Source organism: Methylobacterium sp. E-065, from assembly GCF_022829605.1.
In the GTDB taxonomy this organism is placed as follows: Bacteria; Pseudomonadota; Alphaproteobacteria; order Rhizobiales; family Beijerinckiaceae; genus Methylobacterium.
In genome coordinates this window covers 1-22,618 of record NZ_JAKSYD010000013.1, presented here as the reverse complement: position 1 = coordinate 22,618, position 22,618 = coordinate 1, and the positions used below count along the sequence as shown (strand labels likewise).

Sequence of the window (22,618 nt, the reverse complement as noted above, 5' to 3'; positions counted from 1 at the left end):
GAGGCCGGCCCGGGCACGATCCAAGCTTCGGGGCAGATGGGACGGAGAGGGTATATTGGAACGCCGTCGCCTCAGAGCGGATGACGTTGGGCACGACCTTGCACGAGACCCTCAGCTCCCGGCAGATCTGCTTGATCGGCTGCTGCTGCACGAAATACGAGCGGCGGATCGTTGCGACCGTCTCCACGACCAACATCCCGCGCAAGCCTGCCGTTCGAGCCGGAAGGCATTGTGGATGACTTGTCCTGGGGGTCCCGTTTGGACGCCGATCACCCCGAGAACGGGGTCCTTATTCCACGCCTAATCACAATTATGACTGGCCGGCGCTCCTTACCAGTCGGCGCTTTTGCCCATCATGCCCGTTGGCAAACTAGATCCAAATGTGAGAGCTGTCGGTCGCTCCGCGGTCGGCAAAACGCTGTCAATCCATGCATAGAGGTCCGCCTGCAATGCGGTCAGATCAGTTCCCACCTCGGGTACGATAAAGGCTTTCAGACGGACGCCCTCCTCCGGGCGCATCAGACGCACCGCTGCCTCCTTAACGCAGGGCCGATCACGGAGGCGCGCCGCGACCCGGTCAGGGTACACGTTGATGCCGCCGACTTGTACGGCACCATCCCGTCGGCCCGCCAGCTCAAACCGCCCCCCGCCTAGCGTCCGGATGCGATCCGGTAACGAGAGGCGGCGTCCAGATCGATCGATAATTTCTGGTGCATCCTCGCTGACTGGCTCGACGAAATGCCAGTGTGGCATGAGGCTATACGAGAACTCCGGCCAGGGGCGCACAGCCGCGCCGGCCGTCTCTGACGAGCCGTACACCTCTATCATCGCCGCCAGGCCGCGTTCGCGGAGCGCTGCGATCAAGTCTCGCGGACACGGGGCGGTCGAGACCACGCCAGCGACGTCCTCCGGCCAGTTGGGCAGCGAGCGCTCCAACCAACGCCAGCGGTCGGGAAACGTGACGACGAGATCCCCGGGCGCGAGGCTGCGAGCAATCTCAGCAGGGCCGAGCTTCGTCGCATCGACATGGTCGACGCCGAGCGCATCGGGCAGGAGCGCGGCGAACAGAAAGCCGTAGGCGTGGTGGGTCGGCACAAGGGAGAAGACGCGTCGCCTGTTCCGGAACAGCTCACTTAGGAACGCGATCTCAGTGCGTAGAGCATCGGCCGTATGCGCGCAGCGCTTCGGTCGCCCACTCGTCCCCGAGCTCGTAAAGGTGACCGACGTGACACCGGAGCGCCAGGCGGCCTCGACCCGCTCAATCCAGGCCCCGAACGTGGTGTCCGCAAGCAGCCCATCCTCACCGCCCACCTCGTGGAGGTGGAACATCTCGTTGACCGCGGAGGCTAGCCACAATCGCTCCAGCGAGTCGCAGCCCAACCCCTCTCCAGCTCCAGAACTGATTCGCGTGGTCTCGGGCCATGCCGGTGGCAGGTGTACCGGCAGACGCGCGGCAGGATTCCCGCGGCCGCGCGCGGCAAGGAGTTCAGCGATGAGAAGGCTCTGTAGGACGGTAGCGAGGGCGCTTCGCGAAAGCATCGCAGGATGACCAGCGTTCAGGCCGCGGCCTGATTTGGGTGTGACAGCTCAACCCGGTCGCGGCCCGAACGCTTGGCCTTGTACAGCGCGTTGTCCGCGGCCGCGAGCAGGCCAGCCAGGGATGCGGCCGGATCCGTATCCAACGCAGAGCAGCCAAAGCTTGCGGTGATGCGCAGCTCGATCCCGCCCGTAACGATCGGCTCACGTGCGAGCGAGGTGCGCAAGCGTTCGGCGACCGCAGAGGCCTTCATAAGCGAGGTCTCTGGAAGGAGCACGACGAACTCCTCGCCCCCCAAACGGGCGAAGATGTCCTCAGGACGCAACTCCGCTTCGCAGCGGCGCGCGACTTCACGTAGCACCGCGTCACCCGCCGCATGCCCGTGCTCGTCGTTCACGCGCTTGAAGTGATCGACATCGAGGACCACGAGAGCCAACGATCCCGCATCCCGGAGTGCCCGTACACGTTGGCGTTCCGCCGTCTCGAAGAAATGAGCCCGGTTGCTCGCACCCGTGAGATGATCGCGCGTCAACATCCTGCGCAAATCGGCCGTGTCACGCCCTTGGCGGGTCACCGCTCGTATGACCAGGGTATATCCCGCAGCAGCCCCCGCTGCCTCGTTGCGCACGGCGACCAAGCGCTGGCACCAGTAGCGCCCGCCGTCGGCCAGGGCGTGCCAGCCCTCGTGAAGGTACCAGCCGTCCCGTCGCGCCACGGCGATCGCCTCACCGGGCAGAGGCATCGCCGTGGCGCGGTCCGGGCGGTCGAACCATTCAAGCGGTCTGCCGAGGAGCTCGGCTTCCGTGAAACCGGTCTGGCGCGTCGCTGAGGGCGTTGCCGCGTCGACGCAGCCGTTCGCATCGAGCGAGAGCACAGCCACATCATCGACGCCGTCGAGCAGGGAGGCAAACCATGTCTCGGCTTGCTTCAACCGCCGCTCGCGGGCGACCTGCTCGGTCACATCGGAAAGGGTCGCGACGTAGCGATCCTCGGTCAGCTTCACGATGGTGCAGGCCAGGATGGTCGACCGCTCCCCGCGTCCGGTCACGATGCGGTGGCCGTCACAGACCGTCCCCTGCGGTGGTGCGAAGTTGTGGATCATGTTGCGCAGTTCTGGCGCGCAGCCGTCCATGACGTCGAACAGGTTGATGACGAACGGACGACCCGCGATCGGCATGAGAAGGCCCATCGCGGCCGGGTTGACCATGCCAATGGCACCGGCCGCCGAGAACTCGACGAGACCGGCCGGGCAGGCGTAGAGGAATTGGAGCAGCGCCGCATTCTCGGCTTCGAGGTCAGTCGTCATGGCGGCTTCGCTCAGCGCTGGATCAGGATATAGCGGCGATCGGTCTGCGGCGCCTTCAGCAGCCGCAGCCGCACGGGCGTGGGGCGCATGCGTAGGGTGAGCACATAGTCGATGATCTCGTCGATCTCCGCCTCGTCCTCCAAGCGCTGCGCCACCATGAAGTTATTCATGCACTGCGCAGTCACGGAGAAGTAGTGCGTGCCGAGGACGGTCTCGCGTTGGAGACCAGCCAGCTGCGCCTCTGTGGCGTTATAGATCTCGACTATACCCGCCAATGACAGTCCGACCACCCCGAACGGCAGGGCGTCGAGCTGATCCGCCTCAAGGGTGAGTAGCATGTCGAGAGAGATGGCTTCGAAAGTGAGCACAGCAGGCCTCGCATGTCAGTTCGGAGATGCTCAGGCGGCGCGCGTGCCGAGCCCAGCATCCACGCCAGTCTCCGTTCTTGATCCAGCAGAGCCTCGCTGTGGGAGCCAAGCCGTCGGCAGGCTCGCCACGGCAGGTTTGGCAAACAGATAGCCCTGGAACAGATGAATGCCGGTCGCACGCAGAGTGTCGAGCTCGTCTTCTGTCTCCACGCCCTCGGCGATCACCGCGATGCCCAGCTGACGTGCTATCGCAACCACACCCACGACGATGGTCCGGCGAGCGTGCGACGCTCCGATGCCGCGGATCAGTTCCATGTCGAGCTTGATGAAGTCAGGCTGAAAGCTCGCGAGCAGGTTGAGCCCAGCGTACCCTGCACCGAAGTCGTCGAGGGCGGTGGCAAAGCCCTGCTTGCGATACTCGGTGATGATGCGCTGAACGTGAGCGACATCGGCCATGCGCTCGTTCTCGGTGAATTCGAACATGATCTGCTGATGTGCGAAGCCGACGCGACGCGCCGCCTCCAGCGTCGCCCGGATGCAAGCGGCTGGCTCATAGACGGCGTTGGGCATGAAGTTGATGGACAGACGGGTATCTGGTTCGACGAACAAGGCGCTCGCTAGCTCAATCGCCTTCACACGACAGGCCTGATCGAACTTGTAGCGGTTTGCCTCATCAACCATCGCGAGGATATGGCCGGCGCCTTGACCCGAGACGCCTCTGACTAATGCCTCATAGCCCCACACACCATGTCGATGGAGGTCGAGGATGGGATGGAACGCCATTGTGAACTCAAAGGGCAGCGGCTCACCAGCCTGGCAACCCTGGCATCCCCTTTTCATAGCTCGAGCTTCTCATATTGGCGTTGATCGAACCCAGCTAACAGCTTGACGGTTTCGCTGACGTGAATTTTCGACGCGAATAAAGACCCGAGTGAAGGTTCGGTTTCGGGGCGCGCTCGCAAGGCTGTGCGTTGGGGTTGGGTCGGTAACGAGCTGTCTGCTTTGCCGTTCGGTTTTTCCCGAAGCAGACCGGCCGCTTGCGGCCACATCCAGCCCCGGCGGTGGGCGCGCCTGAATGGCTGGGATGGGTGATTTCCTGCCGGTCCGCTCATGAGTGGCATATGCATCGAAGCGGACGCCTCAGCATCCTAGGCAGCCGATCCGCGACCTGACCCGAGCGGCTCCATCCCGACTTTTCTCACTGCGGCTTCGGCCTTGTCGGACTGTAGAAAAGCAATCAGCCGTTTCGCCAGATCTGGGTTTTTGGCCGTCGCCACCGTTGCTGCACTGAACGTTTGGACGAGTTGAACCGCGTCGGGGAGAGCGCCAACTGGCTCGATGCCAGGGATGTTGACGAGTTCGCTGATAGGCCCCAGCGCAAGATCAGCCTCGCCTGCTGCCAGCGCGGCGGCAGAGTCAGTTCCTCGTGGGTAGACCTTCAAACGAACCCTGTCGGCGACGCTGAGCGCTGGAAGGATTTCCCTCTGGATGAAGAGACCACTGGTGCTGCCCGGCATCACGACGAGGCGGGCATCCAGCAAGGTCTGGGTGAGCGCCGCAACTGAACTAACATCGGACTTCGGCGCGCCCGTCTGCACGGCAGCCGCAAGGGGAGCGGTCGCAAGCTCGGCAATCGAGCCCTCGGCGATCAGGCCCGCGCCGATGAGTTCATGGAGCCCTTCGTTGGACAGGATGACGACATCGACCTCGGCACCATGATCAAGTTGGTAGCGGATCGTCTTCGGGCCGGTTCCCTGCGAGGCCCCCGACCGGGTCTCAATCTTGATGCCAGTCTCCTGCTCGAAGTTCGGGATCGCCCTTCGATAGGCTAGCTCAAAGCCTCCGGAGATCAGAACGGTGACCGTAGGTGGGATATCGCTCAACGATGTCATGGCGTGGGCGTCGTTCAGGATAAGGCGGAATGGCCGCCACCTGCATCCTCGGTAGCGTTTGATGGATCTGCTTGCTACCCCAAGCCGGGACCAATGCGTATCCGGGGCATGGCCGGTTTCGGAAGACGGGGACACGCGGTCTACACGGGCGTGAGTTGGCAGAAGCAGCCGCTGTATCAGGTCGAATATAGCATCCTGTCGGCTCCTACATATTCTACTCAGGAGACGGCGCTCGGCGGCACGTCGTCCTTGCCTTGTGCTGGAGCGGCGATCCTATCGAGAAATGGCGCGGCAGCCTTGTCAGCGGCTCGCTCGATCGCGCGGTAGTGGGCGATGAGATCGGCGCCGAAGGCCGACAGGCGCGCACCGCCACCGGCCTTACCGCCAATCTGTGCTTCTACGACAGGTCGCTCAAAGCCATCGTTCATCGCCTCGATCAATAGCCACGCTCGGCGATACGACATCCCGAGCGCCCTTCCGGCCGCGGAGATTGAGCCATGCTCGGCGATCATCTCCAGAAGTTGCACCTTACCCGGACCTATGCGGTTGCCGGGTCCGACGTCGATCCGGATACTGAGGCTTGCCACCCGCACCTCTCGTCTGCCCTACGCTGTGAGCTATCGCGCCGCCTCATCGGGGGTCCATAGCCAACACGATTACGACTTCCCAGCGCTGTATTCCACAGGATATAGCGCAGCCGACGCACATGTGGCCTAGGACCGTTCCGAGTATGCGCAGCCTGATCCGCACCGGCCTCGTCGCCGCCCTGCTTCTCGCCCCCGGGGTAGTTCAAGCCGCCGACACCGCGACCGTGTTCGCTGCGGCCAGCCTCAAGAACGCCTTGGACAATGCGGGCAAGGCTTTCACCGCTCAGTCGGGCGTCGAACTCAAGGCGAGCTATGCGGCATCCTCGGCCCTCGCCCGGCAAATCGAGAGCGGGGCCCCCGCCGATCTGTTCGCTTCGGCCGATCTGGAATGGATGGACTACCTCGCCAAAAAGAACCTCGTCCGACCGGACACGCGGGTGAACCTGCTCGGCAACCGCCTCGTCCTGATCGCACCGGCCGACGCGAAGGAGAGTGCGATCGCCTTCACACCGGAAGCCATCGCGGCGGCGCTGGGGCCGGACGGCCGATTGGCTACTGGCGAGGTCAACTCAGTGCCGATCGGCAAGTACGCGAAGGTTGCGTTCGAGAAGCTCGGCTTGTGGGCCGGGATCCAGCCGCGTCTGGCGCAGGGCGATAACGTGCGGGCGGCCCTGTTGCTGGTCTCACGCGGCGAGGCACCCCTCGGCGTCGTCTACGAGAGTGATGCGAAGTCCGATCCCAAGGTGAAGGTCGTAGGTGTGTTCCCGGCCGACAGCCATCCGCCCGTGGTCTACCCGTTCGCCGTGACGGCGGACGCGAAGGGCGATGGCGCGAAGCGCTTCCTCGACTACCTTCGGAGCGCGGCAGCCAAGCCCTTCTTCGAGGCTCAAGGCTTCAGCATCATCGATAGCGGCAAGAACTAATCGGCCCTGAGCGGCTCTGAAAGGCAGACATCGTGAAGATCAGCGCACGCAACATCATCAAGGGCACGGTGACCGCGATCGAGAAGGGCGCCACGACGGCGCACGTGAAGATCGAGATCATGCCCGGACAGATCGTCACCGCAGCCGTCACCAACGAGGCGGTCGACAGCCTGGGGCTCACCGTTGGCGGCCCGGCCTACGCCGTGATCAAGGCGTCCGACGTCATGGTCGCGGTCGACTGACGATGATCATCTCCCGCGCCATCCTCACTGCTGGGCTTGTGGCCCTCTCGGTCAACACGGTCAGGGCCGAGGATGCCCCGGCCTGCGCGAGCTTTGCATGGTCGGTGGCGCGGGAACGTGCCGCCTTCGGCGCGCCTAACCTGTCCGCGCTTGCGTCTGGCTCAGCACTGTCGGGCGGCGTCAGCGCAGCGCAGCTTATCCTAAACCCAGCCGCGGAGGTCGCGCTGCCGGTCCCATCCGAGAAGGAAGCGAAGCCCGATACCTTCGCGGGTTTCGTGACGGCTACGGTGCCAGCCGCGGGGATGTACCAAGTGACGCTGTCAGACGAGGCCTGGATTGATGTCAGCCAGGATGGCCGCTCCACCCTCAAGCCCGCGTCCCACAGCGGAAAGAAGGGTTGCCCAGAGGTGCGCAAGAGCGTTCGCTTCGCCCTGGCCGCCGGTGCTGTGACGATCGCGATCAGCCGCGCGTCGAGCCAGCAGATCAAGCTCGACCTCCTCAAAGCCGAGTAGCTGCCCCCCTGCGCGGGGGATCCTCGGCGAGCCTACTTGGGTCGAAGATAGAACGGCCGCTTTGGAGAAACGCCAACTGCGGTCCTGGCGGCCGGGTAGGGTCGTTACGCGACCGTCCACTTTTGCAGCAGACCTTCTCCGAAGCAGACCGGCAGCTTACGGCCAGACCCAGTCATTCATCGCGGGCGCGGGATGCCCAAAGCGGCCGGAATGAACGAGCGCTTTCCGGGTCCCTGGCGTTGATGGGGGCGCCGTATACGGCAGCTGTTATGCCAGGGGCGACCCTCAGCTCGCCCGTCCCGGTTCAGCCCGTCTGTTCGTAGAACTGCGAGCTCGAAAGCTTCATGTTTTCAAATATTTGCGCCGGATACAAACCGGGCAGAACTGCCGGATGGCTGGTCGTGGGTGAGTCGGTGTCGCGGGCTTGTCCGCAATCGCGGAGATGAACAGACGAAGGGGTCCGGTCTGCCGGCATGAGGTTGCCGTAAGGACGACTTCTCGCCGGTGGCAGGAGGCGCGAACGCCTGGATGATGGGCAAATGGGACGGCCCGCCGAGGCCGGAGGGGCGAGGATATTGTGGGCGGTGGGACTGAGCGCGGCGGGGATTGTAGGCGCTTTATGGGATCCATAGGCGGTAGTTCGCCGCGGCGCAGGACTGGCGACGTCCACGGGGTCGGGGTGCCTCAAGAGGACCTCAAAGGCGCGGCCTCGACCACCCGGGACAGGCCGGGGATCTAACGGCAGCCGGGGCGGTCGTGAGCGCATCGACCATCAAATGGCGGTGGCTGGCGTACGGGTGGGAGAATAGGGGCGCGCCGCGGGCGCCGCTGGTGTGGTCGGTGAGTGCGCCGGGGGCCAGGCGCAGGTAGAGAGGGGTTGGATGCGATGTAGCCGGGAGGACACCAGTTCGACACGTGCAGCTGTGCGTCAATGCGCCGTCCGGTCCCCGAGCTAGTGTCAGGCCGCAGAGCGCACGGCATCGAAGAGGTCGCCGGCCATCCGTTCGATCCGTCCGCGCCAGGCAAGCCGGTCGAGCCATTCGGCCGGGATACCCGCAGCGCCGTACACGGCGCCGGCGATCTGTCCGGCGACCGCCGCGGTCGTGTCGGCGTCCTCACCGAGATTGGCGGCCAGCAGCACGGCGTCCCGGAAGGTCGAGGTGCGCGAGACCGCCCAGTGCGCGGCGTGCAGCGAGGCGACCACGTAACCGGTACCGCGTACCGCGTCGCGAAGCTGGCCTGGCCGGAAGCCCCGGATCCGACGCGCAGCGTCCGAGACGACGAGGTCCGACAGTGCGGCACCGCCGATGGCCGCCGCGAGGAGGTCGGCGAGTAGCTCGCAGCCCTCGACAGCCTCAGGGGCAGCGTGGGTGACGCGGGACTGGTCTCGAGCGACGCGCAGCATCGCCGTCCGGTCCCGCCAGTGCCGGACGGCGACCGGGGCGAGCCGCATGATCGAGCCGTTGCCGGCCGTGCCCGGATCAGTGGAGCCGGCGACAGGATCGCCGGTCCGCTCATACCGGCGCAGGGCCGCCGCGGTGGCCGTGCCGATGTCGAAGCAGGCGCCCGTGCAGGAATAGATCCCGTCCCGGTACCAGGACACGAACCGACGGGCGAGGTCGTCGGAGTTGAGGTCGGGGTGAGCGAGCAGGCTGTCGGCCAGGGCGAGGGCCATGGCGGTATCGTCGGTCCACTGTCCCGGCTTCAGGCGAAACGGGCCGCCGCCGACCATGTCGGACAGGACCGCCCTGCGAGGCTTGGCCCAGAACTCGATGGTGGTGCCGACGGCGTCGCCGACGGCGAGACCGAGCATCGCACCGACGGCCCGGTCGCGGGCGCCGGCCGCTTTAGGACGGACGACCGACTGCGGGCGGCCCTGCCGCACCCAATCCTCCTGAGCGCGTGTCTCGACGGCTCGGGGGCCGCGGGCGCGGCAGACGGCGGCGATAGCCTCTACTGGATCGGCGCCCATCTCGACGAGGAGCCGAGCGGCGACCATGCCGGCCCGTCCCAGGCCCCCCCGGCAGTGGATGAGGACGCGATTGCCGGCGGCCACCAGCGAACGCAGACGGGCCGAGTGCGGGGGCCAAGCCGTCACGAACGCGGCGTCCGGGACGTCGACGTCGCGGATCGGCAGGTGGTTCCACTCCATGAAGCGGGCACGCACCTCGGCGCCAATCTCTGGGATTCGATAACGGTCGAGCTCGTCGGCCTCCATCAGGGTGACGACCGCGGCCGCGCCCCAAGCCGCTACGGCGTCGAGGTCGGCGGCGAGGTCGCGATCGTGGCGGCTCGTCAGTCGATCCGCCTGCTGCTTGCCGGGGGCGAAGGTGACGCCGACCAGACTACCGAGGGTCCCGGCCGGGAGTTCGGCGATGCGGATGGCGGCGGTTTCACGGTGGCTCGTCATGGCGCGCTCCTGTTTGGCTGATGACGAGGTCACGGTACTCTCGCTCGGCGGGCCAGATGGGTCGCGTCGGAATTTTCCGGGTCGGGTTAGACAGGAAAACGGTATGGGTTCGTTCGTCGGCTTCTACTGGACGTTCCCGGTGCGGTGGGCGGGCTTCCTCGACCTGCCGGACGACGTAGCCCGGGCGGCACAGGCGAGCCGCACGGTGGCCTACCAGCGCGCGCTGATCCGCCGCTTCGTCGACTGGGAGAACGGCAGGCTCGCGCACGAAGTGGTGGCCATGGAGGTCAGCCCGGACCGGGGCACGGCGGCCATCGCGGGCGACGTCGCGCGGGCCGGCCACCTCTGCCGCGAGGCGGGATCCACACTCGCGCACGTCGACTTCCATCGAAACGACGGCTGGCGTCCCCACCTGATCCTCGCCGATGCGCTGGCGACGCTGCGACAGTCGGGGGTGCCGACCGTGGGCCTCGACGCCGAGGAGATCGTGTTGGACGGGCAGCGCTTCGATCCGGCCGAGCACTTCTCGATGTGGCGGGTGCGGGATGCCGAGGAGCGGGCTCGCAGGCGGCAGGACGTGCCGGTGGCGCTGGCCACAGCGCTCGCGGAAGTGCCGGAGGGCCGCGGCCACTGGAAGGCCGTGGCGGAGCTGCTGAATGCGCGGAAGGTGCCGACGTTGGGGGGCGGTGCGACATGGACGCTCGACAACGTGCGCAAGGCGGCCCGCGCTGTGACGCTAGGGGCCGTTGAGCGCGGTTCGGCCGAAACCCTGCGGATATCCTCGGGGCTATCAGAGGCCGGTTAGCTTTAGCCACCGTGTGCCCGGATTGGTCGAGCGGTCAGCGCACAGATCGTGACCTCGATCGACCGGTCCTCGGAGACAGTCGACGGCGAGGGCTGGCCAGCGGTCCGGGGATCGGCGATAGACGGCGACAGCCCCTTCCGATGTCATCCCGTTCGGTAGCATCGGCCAAGCGACGGTCCGAACCGGGTCGATCCACGGCCAGGCCCGTAGCCGATCCTGGACGGCGCCGGGTGAGCGTGGCGGCCCGCGGCAGTGCCGCGACGGGGCAAACGAAGGGGCTCGTTAGGGCCAGCGCTCTCTCGAGCCGGGGCGGAGGTTACCGGTGGCGCCCGAGGGGCACTTCGGCATCCCTGGGTGGGGCCGCCGCCGTGGGGGTGGACACCGCCCGCCGCGCCGCTGGAGCTAGCGGGCGGCCTACGGGTCCTGCCGGCCCCCGGGGTGTGTTTTGATGAGTGTAGTCGGTTGACCACGCTGCGCGCAGTCGGTGGATCGCTCGGCCTCCGCAGCGAGTCCGCTAGATCTCTCTACCCGGTCGGCCCCGCTCCGCATCGGCACGCTCATCGCGAACTCGACGCCAAATCGGCTTATGAAATGGATCGAGCCGGGCGCGCCGCTCCGCCATGTACCGGCTAAGCGAGGACGTCGTCGACAGGACTGCATCCCCGATCGCCAGCCGTAGCCGCCTCTGCCGCGCCTCCTCGACGTCGTCCGTCACGCGCAGAAGGCCCTGCACGCGGTAGAGGTCGACGGTGCCCCCCGCGATCAGCGCGGACGCGTCAGCTGGATGATCGACGCCGTCCGAGTGGCACCAGAGCCAGAGCAGGTGTTCCGCGCTGGCCAGTCGCGCTGGAACATCGAACCAGGGGCGGGTGATTCGTCTCCGCCAGAAGTCCCGCCTCGGTCGCGCAAATGCAGGGCCTCAGCGTCAGTTCGATCGGCCGCGGACACAGCCTTGGGTCCATGTGCGCCGCGAACCGCCCGCGCGTCGCCTGCGCGAGGCCGGCCGCACACTCGGGCCCGCCCGCGCTGAAGTCGGCGACGATCTCGATCGCGCCGACGTACCGCGCCTGCTCGTGCAGGGTCAGGGCGATGCGTCCGACCACGGCGTAGGGATAGCCCTCCGCCTCGAGCGCCCCGACGATGTCGCGGAAGATCGCCGGCAGCATCCCCGGGGTCGGGTTGGCCGGGCCGGTGACGTCGGCCAGGAGCGCCTCGATGTCAGTCGAGCTGCCGCCCATGCTGCGCGACCTTCGGATCAGATGCGGGTGCGGTAGTGCGCGTCCGAGCGGATCGCGCGGCGCTCCCCGGCGAGGCCGAACAACTGCACGAGTTCGGCGATCGTCTCCGGCCGCTGTAAGCGCCGGTCGGCGTAGACCGTGAACAGCGCGGGCCCACGCATGTAGACCACCCGCCCCCGCGGGAACGCCTCATACTCGTGACCCGCGATCGCCGGCGGCAGGCCGCAGCGGCGCAGCGCGGTGGCGCCGAGCCTGCGCCAGGCCTCCCACACCTCGTGGTGGCCCCGTGGATGGGTGAGGCAGTCGCCGTAGACTTCCGCTTCTGCCAGAACCGTGCGGTCCGTGACCAGCACGTTGCGGTCGCCCTTCGGCACGCTCCAGAAGATACCGACGCTCGGTAAAAGCGTTGAAACCTCAGGATGATGAGGACTCGAGCCGGCGGTGTCGCCCTTGGTCATGGCGCGCCCAGTCCACGGATGGACTAAGCTGACGTCGGGGTGGCGTCGATGATGATGGCGTTGAGCATGGAAGCCGGTCTCCGAGGCTCAAGCAGAGTCGATAGAGGGGTTTCCCGCGAGGTGCGCGAAAATTTACAGCGGCGCGCTGATATCAGCGCGGCGGACCGACGCACGATCGCAAAGACCGCGGTGAAAGGCGACGACGCAGCGGCCGCAAAGGCCCAACGTTGGACGGGCGTCATCTCAGTTGCGCTCGCAGGGCGATAGGGCCGAAACTTCGATCGATGCCAGCTTTACCTTGTACCCACCGTGCGCAGGGACAGAGGACGTCGTCGCCTGGTGCGGGGACGTTTAACCGAGGCGGTGCGTGCCGGACTTCAACAGGTTGCGCCGGTCGGCATCGAAACCTGGCTTAGAGGAAGTTCGAGTTCTCAGGCGTGGCAGACGGTCGGCCGCGACCCGGGCGATCAGCAATGGCGAGGCGTGGGCGACGCTACCGAACCGCGGGTTTCCGGTGACCGACATGCAGAGGCTGGGACGGCCACGGATCTCCGCGAGCCATCACGGATGTCGGCAGATATTCCGTATATTTTCCGTACGCTCAGCCGATGCGCCAACAAGTTCGATGCTAAGTGCCTGATTTTGTTGGCGCGCCCTACGGGAGTCGAACCCGTGTTTTCGCCGGGAAAGAGACGCTCCGGTGTCTATGAGCGTCTATCCCCGCACAGCATTTCTGTTTGTGGTCAAATACATAGCTCATAGCGGCCTAGGCTTGTCTATGGGAGTGTAGGGACGCATATTGGACATCTGTTGGACATCGCCTGCAAAGGAGCCCCGCTGTGGCCCGCAGTGTTCGTGACGCCAACCTTGATACCCGCACCGCCCGCCAGCGCCTGCTGCCGCGCGGGAAGCCGTACTACCGCACGCTGGAGCCGGGCCTGCACCTCGGCTACCGCCGGCCGCAGAAGGGCGCAGGCAAGTGGGTCGCCCGCCACTACATCGGCGAACGCGACTACGAGGTCGAGACACTCGCCGTCGCCGACGACTTCTCCGATCCGGACGGCGTCGCTGTGTTGAGCTTCCGGCAGGCGCAGGATCTCGCACGCTCTCGGATGGTTCAGCGGGCGCACAGTGCCGCCGGCAAGACCGGGCCGCTCACGGTCCGCGACGCGGTCAACGCCTACATCGACTTCCTTGACGCCAACCGGAAGACTGGCATCCACGCCCGCAAGAGGGCAGGGGCCCATATCCTGCCGACCCTCGGCGACATTGAGGTCGAGGCGCTCACCACCAAGCAGCTTGAGAAGTGGCTCGCCGAAATGGCGAAGGCTGCGCCCCGGATCCGGACCAAGGCCGGCGACGAACAGCGCTATCGTGAGATGACGCTTGATGACGAGACGAAGCGAAAGCGGCGCTCGTCAGCCAACCGCACCCTGACGATCCTAAAGGGCGCGCTCAATCGTGCATGGAGGGGAGGGGGCATTTCCTCCGATCTTGCTTGGCGCCGCGTAGAGCCGTTCGAGAACGTGGATGCCGCCCGGGTTCGCTACCTGACCATCGCGGAGGCCAAGCGCCTGATCAACGCGGCCGAGCCAGGATTCCGTGCTCTGGCTCAAGCCGGTCTGGAGACCGGTGCCCGCTACGGCGAGCTGTGCGCCTTGGAGGTCCGCGACTTCAATCCAGACTCCGGCACCGTCGCGATCCGCACCTCGAAGTCGGGCAAGCCCCGCTACATCGTGTTGACGGACGACGGCGCCGCCTTCTTCGCCCGCCACGTAGCTGGCCGCCTCGGCACGGCACGCATGTTCGTGAAGGCGAACGGAGAACCGTGGGCGGCCTCACATCAGCTGCGGCCGATGGCAGACGCCTGCACCAACGGCAGGATCATACCGCCCATAGGCTTCCACGGGCTGCGGCACACCTGGGCGTCGCTCTCCGTCATGGCTGGCGTGCCGCTGATGGTGGTGTCCCGCAATCTTGGCCACGCCGACACCCGTATGGTCGAGAAGCACTACGGCCACCTCGCCCCGAGCTACGTCGCCGACGCGATCCGCGCAGGCGCCCCGCGGTTCGGCTCGACGAGTGACAACGTCGAGCCGATCGGGGCAGTAGCATCATCATGAAAATGAAGATGATCCCAACGGGAAACTATCTGCTCGTGGACGTTTGGGAGGATCTGGCTGAACGCTACGTCAATATAGCGTACCCGAGCGGTCGTCCGAAGTTACCAGATGGCAAGAATTTGCCTACCGGCTTAGTTGGTATGCAAAATTTTACTGCTAGCTACGAACTTCAGCAGCGCCTCTTGGACGAAGTTATAACTGGTTATTACACAAATTTAGAAGGTATCCAGAAAATACCTAGAGGTTTCTGGCGCGACAAAACTGGCAACGACTCGATCTGGTCGGGGATGATACCCAGCACACTGAGCACTGAAAGCGAATGGATCTTCGTCAATCGCACAGACTATGCGGAACTGCTCGCCAGACTCGGCATGGCCGACGTACTTGGGAGCGGCCTTGTGCGCGAAAATCAGGAAAAAGCTGCGGAGCCATCTACCCGGCGGCCAATGTCGGCCACTGACATCGAGGCTGCTATCGAGGGTCTCAGGCAGAAATGCTGACGAAAAAGCTGAATCGCGACGAGCAGAAACTGTGGGTTTTCAAGCTTTTGCGAACAAGAGCGTTACCGAGACGGACTGGCGCAAGATTTACCCCAGAGTGCCCGTCAAAAAAGGTCGCCCTCGAAAATCTGAAGCTAATTCTAACGAAAAATAATCGGCTCAGAGTTATCATAGTTTTATCTGAGATAGATCCGCTCATCCTTGTTTGCACCGCCACAGACAAAGGCAGGTGCAGAGATGCAAGTCTGGACAATTCCCGAGTGGTGCGCGCACCGGAAGATCTCCCGCGCAACCTTCTACAACCTGATTAAGGCCGGCAAAGCGCCGCGCACCATGAAGTTTGGCAACTCCGTCCGGATCTCGGCGGAGGCTGATCTGGAATGGCTGCGCGCGTGTGAGGCGGAGTCTGCCTTGCGGACCAAGGAGGCCGCATAGCATGCAAAAGAAAACCTGCGCTCAGCGCGGGCCGAGGCAGGTTTCCATGAATGTCGCTTCGCAGGCCGACACTCACGGAAATACTCCCGCCCCCGCCTTTCGGCAAGATCTCTATCTCGCCGCACGCTACGGCCTGTCGCCCGCTGTTGCCAACGTGATCGCCGAGTTGGCACTGGCGACACCCGAGCATTGGAGGCGCGCATGAGCGCCTCCCCCCTCAATCCCGCCGATTATGCCGACGGTGATCCGGACAAGCTCCGGGCTCACATCGCTGAGTTGATGGCGATGGTCGCCATGCGCGCCAACATGGCCAACGACTACGCCGTCCTGCGCGACGATGCCGGGCTCCGATACACGATGAAATGCGCGGCGGCCGAGTTCAGGGCCGCCCTTGGGTTGCTCGGTGATCTCGCAGAGCAGACCGAGCGCGAGCGCCAGCGGCGACAGCCCACGCCCGCCTCCCACCGTCATTCGAATCCGGAGGTGCGCCCATGAGAGCGCAAGAATTTGCGACCGAGTTGGATCGCAGCGGCTCGCTGGACGACGGTCGCCGTCACGGTGATCGCATCGTTCCTACCGGCGCCAACGGCACTACCGGCACAGGGGGGTCTGGGTCGTGGCCGGATCCTGATCTCAGCCTGCTCGGCACCGGTCGGCGATCCCCACCGGCCTTCCCCCTGCATCTGCTCGGCCCGTGGGCCGGGTGGTGTGAGCGCAAGGCGAAAGGGGCGTCCGCGCCGGTCGACTATGTGGCGGTCGCCTTGCTCGCCAGCGTCGGCGCCGCCATCGCCAACGTGCGCTGGCCGCAGGCCGGGACCGCGTGGTCGGAGCCGCCGGTTCTGTGGTGTGCGGAGGTCGGCCCGCCATCCTCATCCAAGTCGCCGAGCATGGACGCCGCCTTCAATCTCGTCCGGTTCGCTGAGGATCGGATGGCGGACGGTTTCGAGCATGTTCAGCAGGAGCACGCCACCGCCAAGCAGGCCTGCGAGGCCCGGATCGAAGCGTGGAAGGTAGAGGTCAAAACCGCCGTAAAGAACGGCGACCCGCCACCCGCCCTGCCGGCCGACGCTCAGGAGCCGCCCGCGCCGGTTCGGCCGCGGATCCGGGTGGCGGATGCCACGGTCGAGGCGCTGGGCGCCCTAGCCGCCGGGCTGCCGCGCGGACTCCTGCTGGTGCGAGACGAACTGGCCGGCTGGCTCGGCGCCTTCGATAAGTACGGCGGGGGAGGATCCGACCGGGCGTTCGCGATCGAGATGTACGGCGGGCGCGCCTACGTCGTGGACCGGATGAAGAACCCGGAGCCGCTTCGGATCCGACACCTCAGCATCGGCGTGCTCGGCGGCGTTCAGCCGGACAAGCTGGAGATGATCCTGAACGGGCCGGACGACGGTCTGGCCTCCCGGCTGCTCTGGGCATGGCCGGAGACCAAGCCCGAGTTCAATCTGGCGCGCGGCGCACAGGATGACGGACCGATGCAGCGGGCCTTCGCCCGGCTCACCGACTTGTTGCAGTTCCACGACGAGTTCGGCCACCCAGAGCCGGTGATCGTGCCGCTCGCCCGCGATGCGGAGGATCGGCTCGAGGAATTCGCTAGGGACATCGTGGGGCGGTGCCATATGGCCAGCGGCTTGCTCGCCGGCACGCTCGGTAAGGCCCGCGGGCACTGCCTGCGCCTGTCTGCCGTGTTGGAGTATCTATGGTGGTGTGGCGGCACCGAAGAGTCCGAGCCGAAGGCGATATCGCCCGATGCGGTGACGGCGGCAGCCGACCTGTTGAACGCCTACTTCCTGCCGATGGCCGAGCGGGTGTTCGGGGACGCCGTGATCCCGGTGGCCGAGCGCCGCGGGATGCTATTGGCACAGCATCTCCGGCAGAACCGGGTGACGGAGTTCAACGCCCGCGAGGTCCGCCGGCAGATCGGCGGCATGCTGCGTGAGGCTGCCGACATGGATGCTGCCTGCAAGCAGTTGGTCGAGGCCGGATTGATCCGGCCGCGCTTCACTCGGGCTGGCGAGGTGAAGGGTCGGAAGTCTCAGAGCTACGAGGTCAATCCGGAGGTCGTCGCCACCCGCCCTTTTGTCGAAAACCCCATCCCTGAAAAGATGGGGACCCCCGTGCCGGTAGTGCCAATAGCTCTGAAAACCGAGCTAACGGCACAAATGGCACAGAGGGGTAAGATATTCTCGGACGCGCAGGAAGTCGGGCGCGGTTTCGAGGAGATGATCGGCGAGATCGGTCTCGAAGATATGTTCCGCCTCAGCGAGATCGCAGGTTTCAAGGTTCGACAGCGGTACGTTGAAATGGGCCTGGCGGAACGTGCCTTATTCCACAAGCACTATGGTGTGGGCGTGCTGGTGGGAGCGCGACCGGAGCCGAGGCGCAAGTGCAAGATCCGCGAACCCGTGCGCGCTTCAAGGACATCTGGCACCGGCTGTCCGAGCACTACCAGGGCTTGGGTAACTCGCCCCGCACAATAGAGGAGACTGCGCTTCTCCGGCATAACATCCTGGTGATCTGGACGTATGAAGGATTGCCGGTCGAGTTCCTCGACGAGTTGCGGGCGACTGATCTCATAGATCCGGTTCGCTGACCTCCACCCGGCCGGGGCGCCCGTCGGAGAGAACTGCGCTTCGACTGGCGCCGTCGGCTTATAATTACAGAGCTTTCAGTCCGATTATCTTTCTTCCCATGTTGTAGAGACGTTTATCATCTTCATGTGCACATCTGGAAAGATTTGATATCTTGTGATTATCTCTCTGGCCCTGCTTGAATGCATCGACCGCAGCCCCAACATATTTAGCATTTTCTTTACTGAAGGCGGCTTTAAGCTCCTCGCGACCTTTTACGTCGTCACCCAGGTTCAAGCTCCATTCTAGGTCCTCTTTAGCTGCCTTCCAATTTGCAGACATTGCTTCCTCCCGTGCCCTCTGGTGGGGCCAACAGGAGGATACGCTGGTTTTCGGTTCCGTCGAGTGGATTAGGATCCGCTGTCGATCGGAGAGGTTGGCGCAATGGTCTCACCAAGCGTCCTCCTTGATGAGAGCGCCGCCCTGATCGAAGGTGCCTGACCAACCTCTGTCAGGCAGCCGGACAGTAACGCGAGACAGACCGGCTTCCTCGCCATCACCAGTCGCAAGTTTGGCATAGACCTGCCCACGCTTCTCCATCCGCTTCAGGTCCCTGACGCGGACGTCGAGGCGGGCAGCCAACTCGCGGGGATCGACGATCCAGTTGCCCTTGTGCCCGAAGATGAGCTTCACGGAGCAGGTCCTCACCAGCTCGGCAGCAGATGCGGGGCTGAGACCGTCGATAGCACGCGCCACTCACGGATCCGAGAATGAGGATCGGAAGCGTCGGTTAAGAGGGACGCTGTCATGAGGATCGCCGAACGCGATCGCCCGTTGAAGAGCCTAGCCCTAGCCCTCCATCTGCCTGCGATCTTCGTGATCGTCCCCAGCCTGCTGGTCCATCGCTGATCTCCGTCGCCGACAGGTCAACTGACCGCGGCCGGATTGGGCCGCGCCCATCCACAGGAAATCGTCGTGGTTAATGATCTGTTATCGAGCGACGATCCGTGCCCAGCCTCCCCTTCACGGAAGCTCAACCATTCTAAGCGGTAGTCGGCTATCGTTTGGCCGAGCGCTGAGGTGAAATCGTGTTCGACTTCACGCTTGCGGCTCACTCACCCGACGACATCGCTCACGTCATCCAGGTTTCGCTGGCACCAGCCTTCATTCTCGCCGGCCTCGCGCAGATGCTCAACGTGTTCTCGGCTCGTCTCGCGCGGATCGCAGACAAAGTGAACGCGACCGCCCGCGACCTCAACAGGGTCAATCCTGCGGAGGCTCATCATCTCTCGCAGGAGCTGTCTTACCTGCGGCGACGGTCGTTTGTGCTTGATGCGGCTGTGGTGTGCGTCTGTATCGGCGCTGGATTGATCCTCAGCTCGATCCTGACCCTATTCGTGGGGGCATTACGAGATGCGGCGGCAGCCTCTGTGCTGTTCGCCTGTTTTGGAGCCGGCTTGCTCTTCACCATCTGCGGGCTCGGTGCCTTCCTGACCGAGATCCTGATGGCGGGTCGGGGCATCCGCGTAGAAGTCGATCGACAGCAGGATCAAGCCGCAACTGTGGAGCACAGCTAAGCGCACTCGCTGAACAGAACAGCACGCACTCGCATCGCTACTAATCGCCAAAAATTCTGAGAGTTGGCGTTGTCGCTTTAGCAAGGCGACAGATCGAACGGCGCTGAACTCAGATAAACAAACATGTACAATGACTTGGCGAGCCGCTCGCACTATCTTTGTCCAACAGATGTCCGATAAGGCTGCTGGATCGGTGGCAGATAGCCCCCTCATTACCGCGCAGAAGTCCTCACACCGGAGCCGCGTCACGAACGGCAGCGCGCCGCTGCAGAACGTGGACGGCCGCTTGGGCTGGGCGCGGCGCATGCGGGACCTCATGGCACTCACCTGTCCGACCTCGACGGCGAGGTTGCGATATCTGCCGCGGAAAAGTCCATCATTCGCCGGATCGCGATCCTGACCGTGGAACTGGACCGAATAGAGGAGCGGTTCGCCACGGACGGCGAGGCCGATGCCGACGCCCTGGGCCTCTACAGCCGGACCAGCGGGAATTTGCGTCGGTTGCTTGAGGCCATCGGCCTGCGGCAGCGTCCCCGGGACGTGACCCTTGACCTCACGACCTACATTGAGGGTCGTGCGGCATGAGAGACTTGAACACACGCCTTCGGAAGCTGGAGAGCACCATCCGCCCGCAGCAGCACCGCACGGTGCGCCATTTCGCAATAGAGGGCCCGAAGGATTTGCCCAGGGATGCTGCGGTCGCCTTCCTCCGGGAGTGAGGTCACGAGATCCGCAATGACGAAGACGCCATCATCCGGATCATGATCGCAGCCGGGCGAGACCTGCCGCTGAAGGACATCACGGCGGAGTGCTACCCATGAGCCCCGGTCCTGTTCTTTTCCTGTTGTTTACAGGAAACGGCCGCCCGTCGGGGTGCCGCTGATGGCGAACGAGGCGACCCAGTTCGAGCCCGGCCAGAGCGGTAATCCTGGCGGCCGTCCGCGTGGCGCTCGCAACCGCTCGACCAAAGCCCTGGAAGCGATCTTTGACGGTGAGAGCGAGGCCCTGACCCGCAAGGTGATTGAGTTGGCCAAGGACGGCGACACAGTCGCGTTGCGCATGTGCATGGACCGCCTGATGCCCGTCCGGAAGGATCGGCCGATCACCTTCACCTTGCCGGAGATTGAGACCCCGGCCGACCTCACCAAGGCAACTCGCGCGCTGATGCAGGGCGTGGCGGATGGCGAGATCACGCCGAGCGAAGCGGCCGAACTGTCGAAGCTCGTGGACGCCCACGTCAAGGCGATCAGCGCCGCGGACTTCGCGGGACGGCTCGCCGCCTTGGAGCAGTCTGCCGGTAGCAAAGGATCACGTCGATGACGCCACGCGCGATGGATAGGCTGGCCCGGTTGGAGGCGAACGCCGCCCGGCCCACAACCGGCAAGCACCTCATCTTCCGGATCGAGGCTCGAAGCGGCACGCCGACCGACGAGATCGTCACCTTCCTGAAGGACCGCGGCCACTCCATCCATGAGGGTGACGACGTGTTCGTGATGAACGTCAGCGCCTATGGGATGGCCGAAGGCGAGCCGCCGCGCGATCTGTCGCCCACTCTGCTAACCGAAGAAGCGCGGGCGATGGCTTCGGCGGCGGGGCAGTGGCCGAAGGGCTGCGAGCGGTTCACGTTCCGCCTGGATAGCCCGAGGGACCTGCAATGATCCCGAGGCTGATGGTGCGCCTCGCTGCTTTGGAGGCTGCCCGGCGCTCTGCGGGCACAAGCCGATCGGAGAGCTTGCCACATTTGTGGCAGTTCAGCCACAGTTCCCTTCAAACCCTTCGTGTCCGGATGAAACCGTGTTGCTGAGCGTAACAGTTCAGGCATGATCCCGCCCCAGCAAGCCTCCACGATTTGAGAGCCTGCCGGAGCACGCCACCAAGACGCGGGCCCAAACAACAATGAGCGGTTTGACCTGAAAAATCAGGCAGTGCCGCGGTTACGGGTCTCGCAGTTTCGGGGTTGCTGATGAAGTTCCTAAAGAAGTCCCTCCTTGGGTCCGCCGCCGCATTCGCGGCAGTGGGTGCCGCGCACGCCGCCGACCTGCCGGTCAAGAAGGCCGTGCCGATCGAGTACGTCCGCGTCTGTAGTGCCTACGGCGCCGGCTTCTTCTACATCCCCGGCACCGACACCTGCCTGCGCGTTTCGGGCCGTGCCCGGTTCGAGGGCGGATACCAGACCAGCTATACCCGCCAAGCCGGCGCGGCTGGTGACACGTCCGGCTACCAGGGCCGGATGCGCATCAACCTCGATGCCCGCACCCAGACCGCCTACGGCACCCTGCGCGCCTTCGTGCGCCTCGATGCCGGCGCCCGCACGGGCTACTCCGGCGTCGGCACCTCCGGCACCCAGCAGCGTATCGGCCAGGCCTATCCCGGCATCGGCACCGACAGCTTCGGCCGTGACCAGCAGTACATGAACGTCGACAAGGCGTTCATTCAGTTCGCCGGGCTCACCGCCGGTCGCGCGTCGTCGTTCTTCGACTTCTACGCCCACGACTTCGAGTTCGCCGGTGCCACCGCGGGTTCAGACAACTTCTCGACCAACCTGCTGGCCTACACCGCCACGATCGGCAACGGCCTGTCGGCCACGATCTCGATCGAAGATCCGGTCTTCCGCCGCACCCCGATCTTCTCGCCGACCAACATCTCCGCGACCGTCAACACTGGCGCCGTGTCGAACTTCGGCGTGACCAACCAGCCGACCCCGGTCTTCGTCGGCCCGCGCCGTTTACGCCATACCGACGGCTCGGTGCGCTCGCGCGTGCCCTGCTTCGTACGCGCCGTGCGCCCAGATCAGGCGTGGCGCTCGGCCCAGCTCTCGGCCGCCACCCACGAGCTGAACGTCGGCAACCGCTCGACCGCCGCCAGCACCGGCACCGGTCCGAGCGTCGCCCCGGCGCATACCCGCAACGTTCAAGGGTTCGCGGTCCAGGGCGGCCTGAAGATCAACACCCCGTTCATCGCCCCGGGCGACGCCCTGTACCTGCAGGGTGCCTACGGGCGCCGATACTCTGCAGCCTGTTCTTGAAATTGCGCGGCAAGTCTACCGGACGCCGCATCTTCTCCAAATGGCCAAGGGCGCTTTCGTGCCCACGGTCATCTGGGCGAAATCGCTTGTTCCCCTACGCCCTTAAGGGCACC

24 protein-coding genes and 2 pseudogenes are annotated in these 22,618 nt (G+C 65.0%); 14 read left to right on the top strand and 12 right to left on the bottom strand.

Annotation, left to right across the window (positions count from 1 at the left end):
- The 7 genes and pseudogenes from MKK84_RS00755 to MKK84_RS00725 form a co-directional block, all read right to left on the bottom strand.
- Positions 1–196: pseudogene (locus MKK84_RS00755) on the bottom strand (IS21 family transposase); the annotation flags it as partial.
- Positions 197–330: 134 nt separating this feature from the next.
- Positions 331–1,329 (bottom strand): AMP-binding protein, encoded by a 999-nt coding sequence (locus MKK84_RS00750; protein ID WP_243916129.1) that lies wholly within the window; start codon positions 1,327–1,329, stop codon positions 331–333.
- Positions 1,330–1,556: 227 nt separating this feature from the next.
- Positions 1,557–2,843 carry a sensor domain-containing diguanylate cyclase gene (locus MKK84_RS00745; RefSeq protein ID WP_243916128.1) on the bottom strand — a complete coding sequence of 429 codons (1,287 nt, stop codon included), beginning with the start codon at positions 2,841–2,843 and terminating at the stop codon, positions 1,557–1,559.
- An 11-nt stretch (positions 2,844–2,854) separates the two neighbouring features.
- Positions 2,855–3,211: a hypothetical protein gene (locus tag MKK84_RS00740; RefSeq protein WP_243916127.1), complete on the bottom strand. Its 357-nt coding sequence runs from the start codon at positions 3,209–3,211 to the stop codon at positions 2,855–2,857.
- Between the two features lie 30 nt (positions 3,212–3,241).
- Entirely contained in the window at positions 3,242–4,051 is an 810-nt protein-coding gene (locus MKK84_RS00735) for an EAL domain-containing protein (protein WP_243916126.1), read from the bottom strand.
- A gap of 308 nt (positions 4,052–4,359) precedes the next feature.
- The gene (locus MKK84_RS00730; protein WP_243916125.1) at positions 4,360–5,103 is read right to left on the bottom strand and encodes a substrate-binding domain-containing protein; all 744 of its coding nucleotides are present in this window, start codon (positions 5,101–5,103) and stop codon (positions 4,360–4,362) included.
- Between the two features lie 218 nt (positions 5,104–5,321).
- Entirely contained in the window at positions 5,322–5,690 is a 369-nt protein-coding gene (locus tag MKK84_RS00725; RefSeq protein WP_243916124.1) for a winged helix-turn-helix domain-containing protein, read from the bottom strand.
- A gap of 143 nt (positions 5,691–5,833) precedes the next feature.
- Here MKK84_RS00725 and modA point away from each other — a divergent pair, with 143 nt between their 5' ends.
- From modA to MKK84_RS00710, 3 genes are read left to right on the top strand one after another with little or no spacing between them, the layout of a single operon-like run.
- Positions 5,834–6,613, top strand: a complete 780-nt coding sequence (gene modA / locus MKK84_RS00720; protein ID WP_243916123.1) for a molybdate ABC transporter substrate-binding protein — start codon at positions 5,834–5,836, stop codon at positions 6,611–6,613.
- Between the two features lie 32 nt (positions 6,614–6,645).
- Positions 6,646–6,855, top strand: coding sequence for a molybdopterin-binding protein (locus MKK84_RS00715; protein WP_243916122.1), 210 nt, complete (start codon positions 6,646–6,648; stop codon positions 6,853–6,855).
- 2 nt (positions 6,856–6,857) lie between these two features.
- Positions 6,858–7,367: a hypothetical protein gene (locus MKK84_RS00710; protein WP_243916121.1), complete on the top strand. Its 510-nt coding sequence runs from the start codon at positions 6,858–6,860 to the stop codon at positions 7,365–7,367.
- 958 nt (positions 7,368–8,325) lie between these two features.
- Here the strand turns inward: MKK84_RS00710 and MKK84_RS00705 are convergent.
- Positions 8,326–9,777, bottom strand: coding sequence for an ADP-ribosylglycohydrolase family protein (locus MKK84_RS00705; RefSeq protein ID WP_243916120.1), 1,452 nt, complete (start codon positions 9,775–9,777; stop codon positions 8,326–8,328).
- A gap of 103 nt (positions 9,778–9,880) precedes the next feature.
- On the opposite strand from MKK84_RS00705, the gene MKK84_RS00700 reads away from it, so the two are divergent.
- Positions 9,881–10,582 carry a hypothetical protein gene (locus MKK84_RS00700; protein WP_243916119.1) on the top strand — a complete coding sequence of 234 codons (702 nt, stop codon included), beginning with the start codon at positions 9,881–9,883 and terminating at the stop codon, positions 10,580–10,582.
- Between the two features lie 776 nt (positions 10,583–11,358).
- Here MKK84_RS00700 and MKK84_RS00695 read toward each other — a convergent pair.
- Together MKK84_RS00695 and MKK84_RS00690 are read right to left on the bottom strand one after the other, a co-directional pair.
- On the bottom strand, positions 11,359–11,820 hold the full coding sequence (locus MKK84_RS00695) for a hypothetical protein (protein ID WP_243916118.1): 462 nt from the start codon (positions 11,818–11,820) through the stop codon (positions 11,359–11,361).
- Positions 11,821–11,837: 17 nt separating this feature from the next.
- Positions 11,838–12,278 (bottom strand): hypothetical protein, encoded by a 441-nt coding sequence (locus tag MKK84_RS00690; RefSeq protein WP_243916117.1) that lies wholly within the window; start codon positions 12,276–12,278, stop codon positions 11,838–11,840.
- An 839-nt stretch (positions 12,279–13,117) separates the two neighbouring features.
- Here MKK84_RS00690 and MKK84_RS00685 point away from each other — a divergent pair.
- From MKK84_RS00685 to MKK84_RS00665, 5 genes are all read left to right on the top strand, one after another.
- On the top strand, positions 13,118–14,401 hold the full coding sequence (locus MKK84_RS00685; RefSeq protein ID WP_243916116.1) for a tyrosine-type recombinase/integrase: 1,284 nt from the start codon (positions 13,118–13,120) through the stop codon (positions 14,399–14,401).
- Positions 14,398–14,901, top strand: a complete 504-nt coding sequence (locus tag MKK84_RS00680; RefSeq protein WP_243916115.1) for a hypothetical protein — start codon at positions 14,398–14,400, stop codon at positions 14,899–14,901. Before MKK84_RS00685 ends, MKK84_RS00680 begins: the two co-directional genes overlap by 4 nt.
- 436 nt (positions 14,902–15,337) lie before the next feature.
- Complete coding sequence (locus tag MKK84_RS00675) at positions 15,338–15,541, top strand: hypothetical protein (RefSeq protein ID WP_243916114.1); 204 nt, start codon at positions 15,338–15,340, stop codon at positions 15,539–15,541.
- The gene (locus MKK84_RS00670) at positions 15,538–15,831 is read left to right on the top strand and encodes a hypothetical protein (RefSeq protein WP_243916113.1); all 294 of its coding nucleotides are present in this window, start codon (positions 15,538–15,540) and stop codon (positions 15,829–15,831) included. Before MKK84_RS00675 ends, MKK84_RS00670 begins: the two co-directional genes overlap by 4 nt.
- A gap of 23 nt (positions 15,832–15,854) precedes the next feature.
- A complete protein-coding gene (locus MKK84_RS00665; RefSeq protein ID WP_243916112.1) occupies positions 15,855–17,813 on the top strand; it encodes a DUF3987 domain-containing protein in 1,959 nt (652 codons plus the stop codon).
- 177 nt (positions 17,814–17,990) lie between these two features.
- On the opposite strand, the gene MKK84_RS00660 is transcribed toward MKK84_RS00665, so the two are convergent.
- Positions 17,991–18,245 (bottom strand): hypothetical protein, encoded by a 255-nt coding sequence (locus tag MKK84_RS00660; RefSeq protein ID WP_243916111.1) that lies wholly within the window; start codon positions 18,243–18,245, stop codon positions 17,991–17,993.
- A gap of 108 nt (positions 18,246–18,353) precedes the next feature.
- Positions 18,354–18,596 carry a DUF6522 family protein gene (locus MKK84_RS00655; protein ID WP_243916110.1) on the bottom strand — a complete coding sequence of 81 codons (243 nt, stop codon included), beginning with the start codon at positions 18,594–18,596 and terminating at the stop codon, positions 18,354–18,356.
- A 395-nt stretch (positions 18,597–18,991) separates the two neighbouring features.
- Here MKK84_RS00655 and MKK84_RS00650 point away from each other — a divergent pair, with 395 nt between their 5' ends.
- The 5 genes and pseudogenes from MKK84_RS00650 to MKK84_RS00630 all read left to right on the top strand — a co-directional run.
- Positions 18,992–19,480: a DUF2721 domain-containing protein gene (locus MKK84_RS00650; RefSeq protein WP_243916109.1), complete on the top strand. Its 489-nt coding sequence runs from the start codon at positions 18,992–18,994 to the stop codon at positions 19,478–19,480.
- 402 nt (positions 19,481–19,882) lie between these two features.
- Complete coding sequence (locus MKK84_RS00645; RefSeq protein WP_243916108.1) at positions 19,883–20,065, top strand: hypothetical protein; 183 nt, start codon at positions 19,883–19,885, stop codon at positions 20,063–20,065.
- Between the two features lie 297 nt (positions 20,066–20,362).
- A complete protein-coding gene (locus tag MKK84_RS00640; protein ID WP_243916107.1) occupies positions 20,363–20,800 on the top strand; it encodes a DUF5681 domain-containing protein in 438 nt (145 codons plus the stop codon).
- Positions 20,797–21,138, top strand: a complete 342-nt coding sequence (locus tag MKK84_RS00635; RefSeq protein ID WP_243916106.1) for a hypothetical protein — start codon at positions 20,797–20,799, stop codon at positions 21,136–21,138. Before MKK84_RS00640 ends, MKK84_RS00635 begins: the two co-directional genes overlap by 4 nt.
- Before the next feature lie 305 nt (positions 21,139–21,443).
- Positions 21,444–22,478 (top strand): annotated as a pseudogene (locus MKK84_RS00630) (porin); the annotation flags it as partial.
- Between the last annotated feature and the right edge of the window lie 140 nt (positions 22,479–22,618).

Excerpts from the sequence above, each read along its gene's own strand:
- MKK84_RS00750 (WP_243916129.1), bottom strand. The coding sequence starts at position 1,329 with ATGTTCCACCTCCACGAGGTGGGCGGTGAGGATGGGCTGCTTGCGGAC.
- MKK84_RS00745 (WP_243916128.1), bottom strand. The coding sequence starts at position 2,843 with ATGACGACTGACCTCGAAGCCGAGAATGCGGCGCTGCTCCAATTCCTC.
- MKK84_RS00735 (WP_243916126.1), bottom strand. The coding sequence starts at position 4,051 with ATGAAAAGGGGATGCCAGGGTTGCCAGGCTGGTGAGCCGCTGCCCTTT.
- MKK84_RS00730 (WP_243916125.1), bottom strand. The coding sequence starts at position 5,103 with ATGACATCGTTGAGCGATATCCCACCTACGGTCACCGTTCTGATCTCC.
- modA (WP_243916123.1), top strand. The coding sequence starts at position 5,834 with ATGCGCAGCCTGATCCGCACCGGCCTCGTCGCCGCCCTGCTTCTCGCC.
- MKK84_RS00710 (WP_243916121.1), top strand. The coding sequence starts at position 6,858 with ATGATCATCTCCCGCGCCATCCTCACTGCTGGGCTTGTGGCCCTCTCG.
- MKK84_RS00705 (WP_243916120.1), bottom strand. The coding sequence starts at position 9,777 with ATGACGAGCCACCGTGAAACCGCCGCCATCCGCATCGCCGAACTCCCG.
- MKK84_RS00700 (WP_243916119.1), top strand. The coding sequence starts at position 9,881 with ATGGGTTCGTTCGTCGGCTTCTACTGGACGTTCCCGGTGCGGTGGGCG.
- MKK84_RS00695 (WP_243916118.1), bottom strand. The coding sequence starts at position 11,820 with ATGGGCGGCAGCTCGACTGACATCGAGGCGCTCCTGGCCGACGTCACC.
- MKK84_RS00690 (WP_243916117.1), bottom strand. The coding sequence starts at position 12,278 with ATGACCAAGGGCGACACCGCCGGCTCGAGTCCTCATCATCCTGAGGTT.
- MKK84_RS00680 (WP_243916115.1), top strand. The coding sequence starts at position 14,398 with ATGAAAATGAAGATGATCCCAACGGGAAACTATCTGCTCGTGGACGTT.
- MKK84_RS00675 (WP_243916114.1), top strand. The coding sequence starts at position 15,338 with ATGCAAAAGAAAACCTGCGCTCAGCGCGGGCCGAGGCAGGTTTCCATG.
- MKK84_RS00670 (WP_243916113.1), top strand. The coding sequence starts at position 15,538 with ATGAGCGCCTCCCCCCTCAATCCCGCCGATTATGCCGACGGTGATCCG.
- MKK84_RS00660 (WP_243916111.1), bottom strand. The coding sequence starts at position 18,245 with ATGTCTGCAAATTGGAAGGCAGCTAAAGAGGACCTAGAATGGAGCTTG.
- MKK84_RS00640 (WP_243916107.1), top strand. The coding sequence starts at position 20,363 with ATGGCGAACGAGGCGACCCAGTTCGAGCCCGGCCAGAGCGGTAATCCT.
- MKK84_RS00635 (WP_243916106.1), top strand. The coding sequence starts at position 20,797 with ATGACGCCACGCGCGATGGATAGGCTGGCCCGGTTGGAGGCGAACGCC.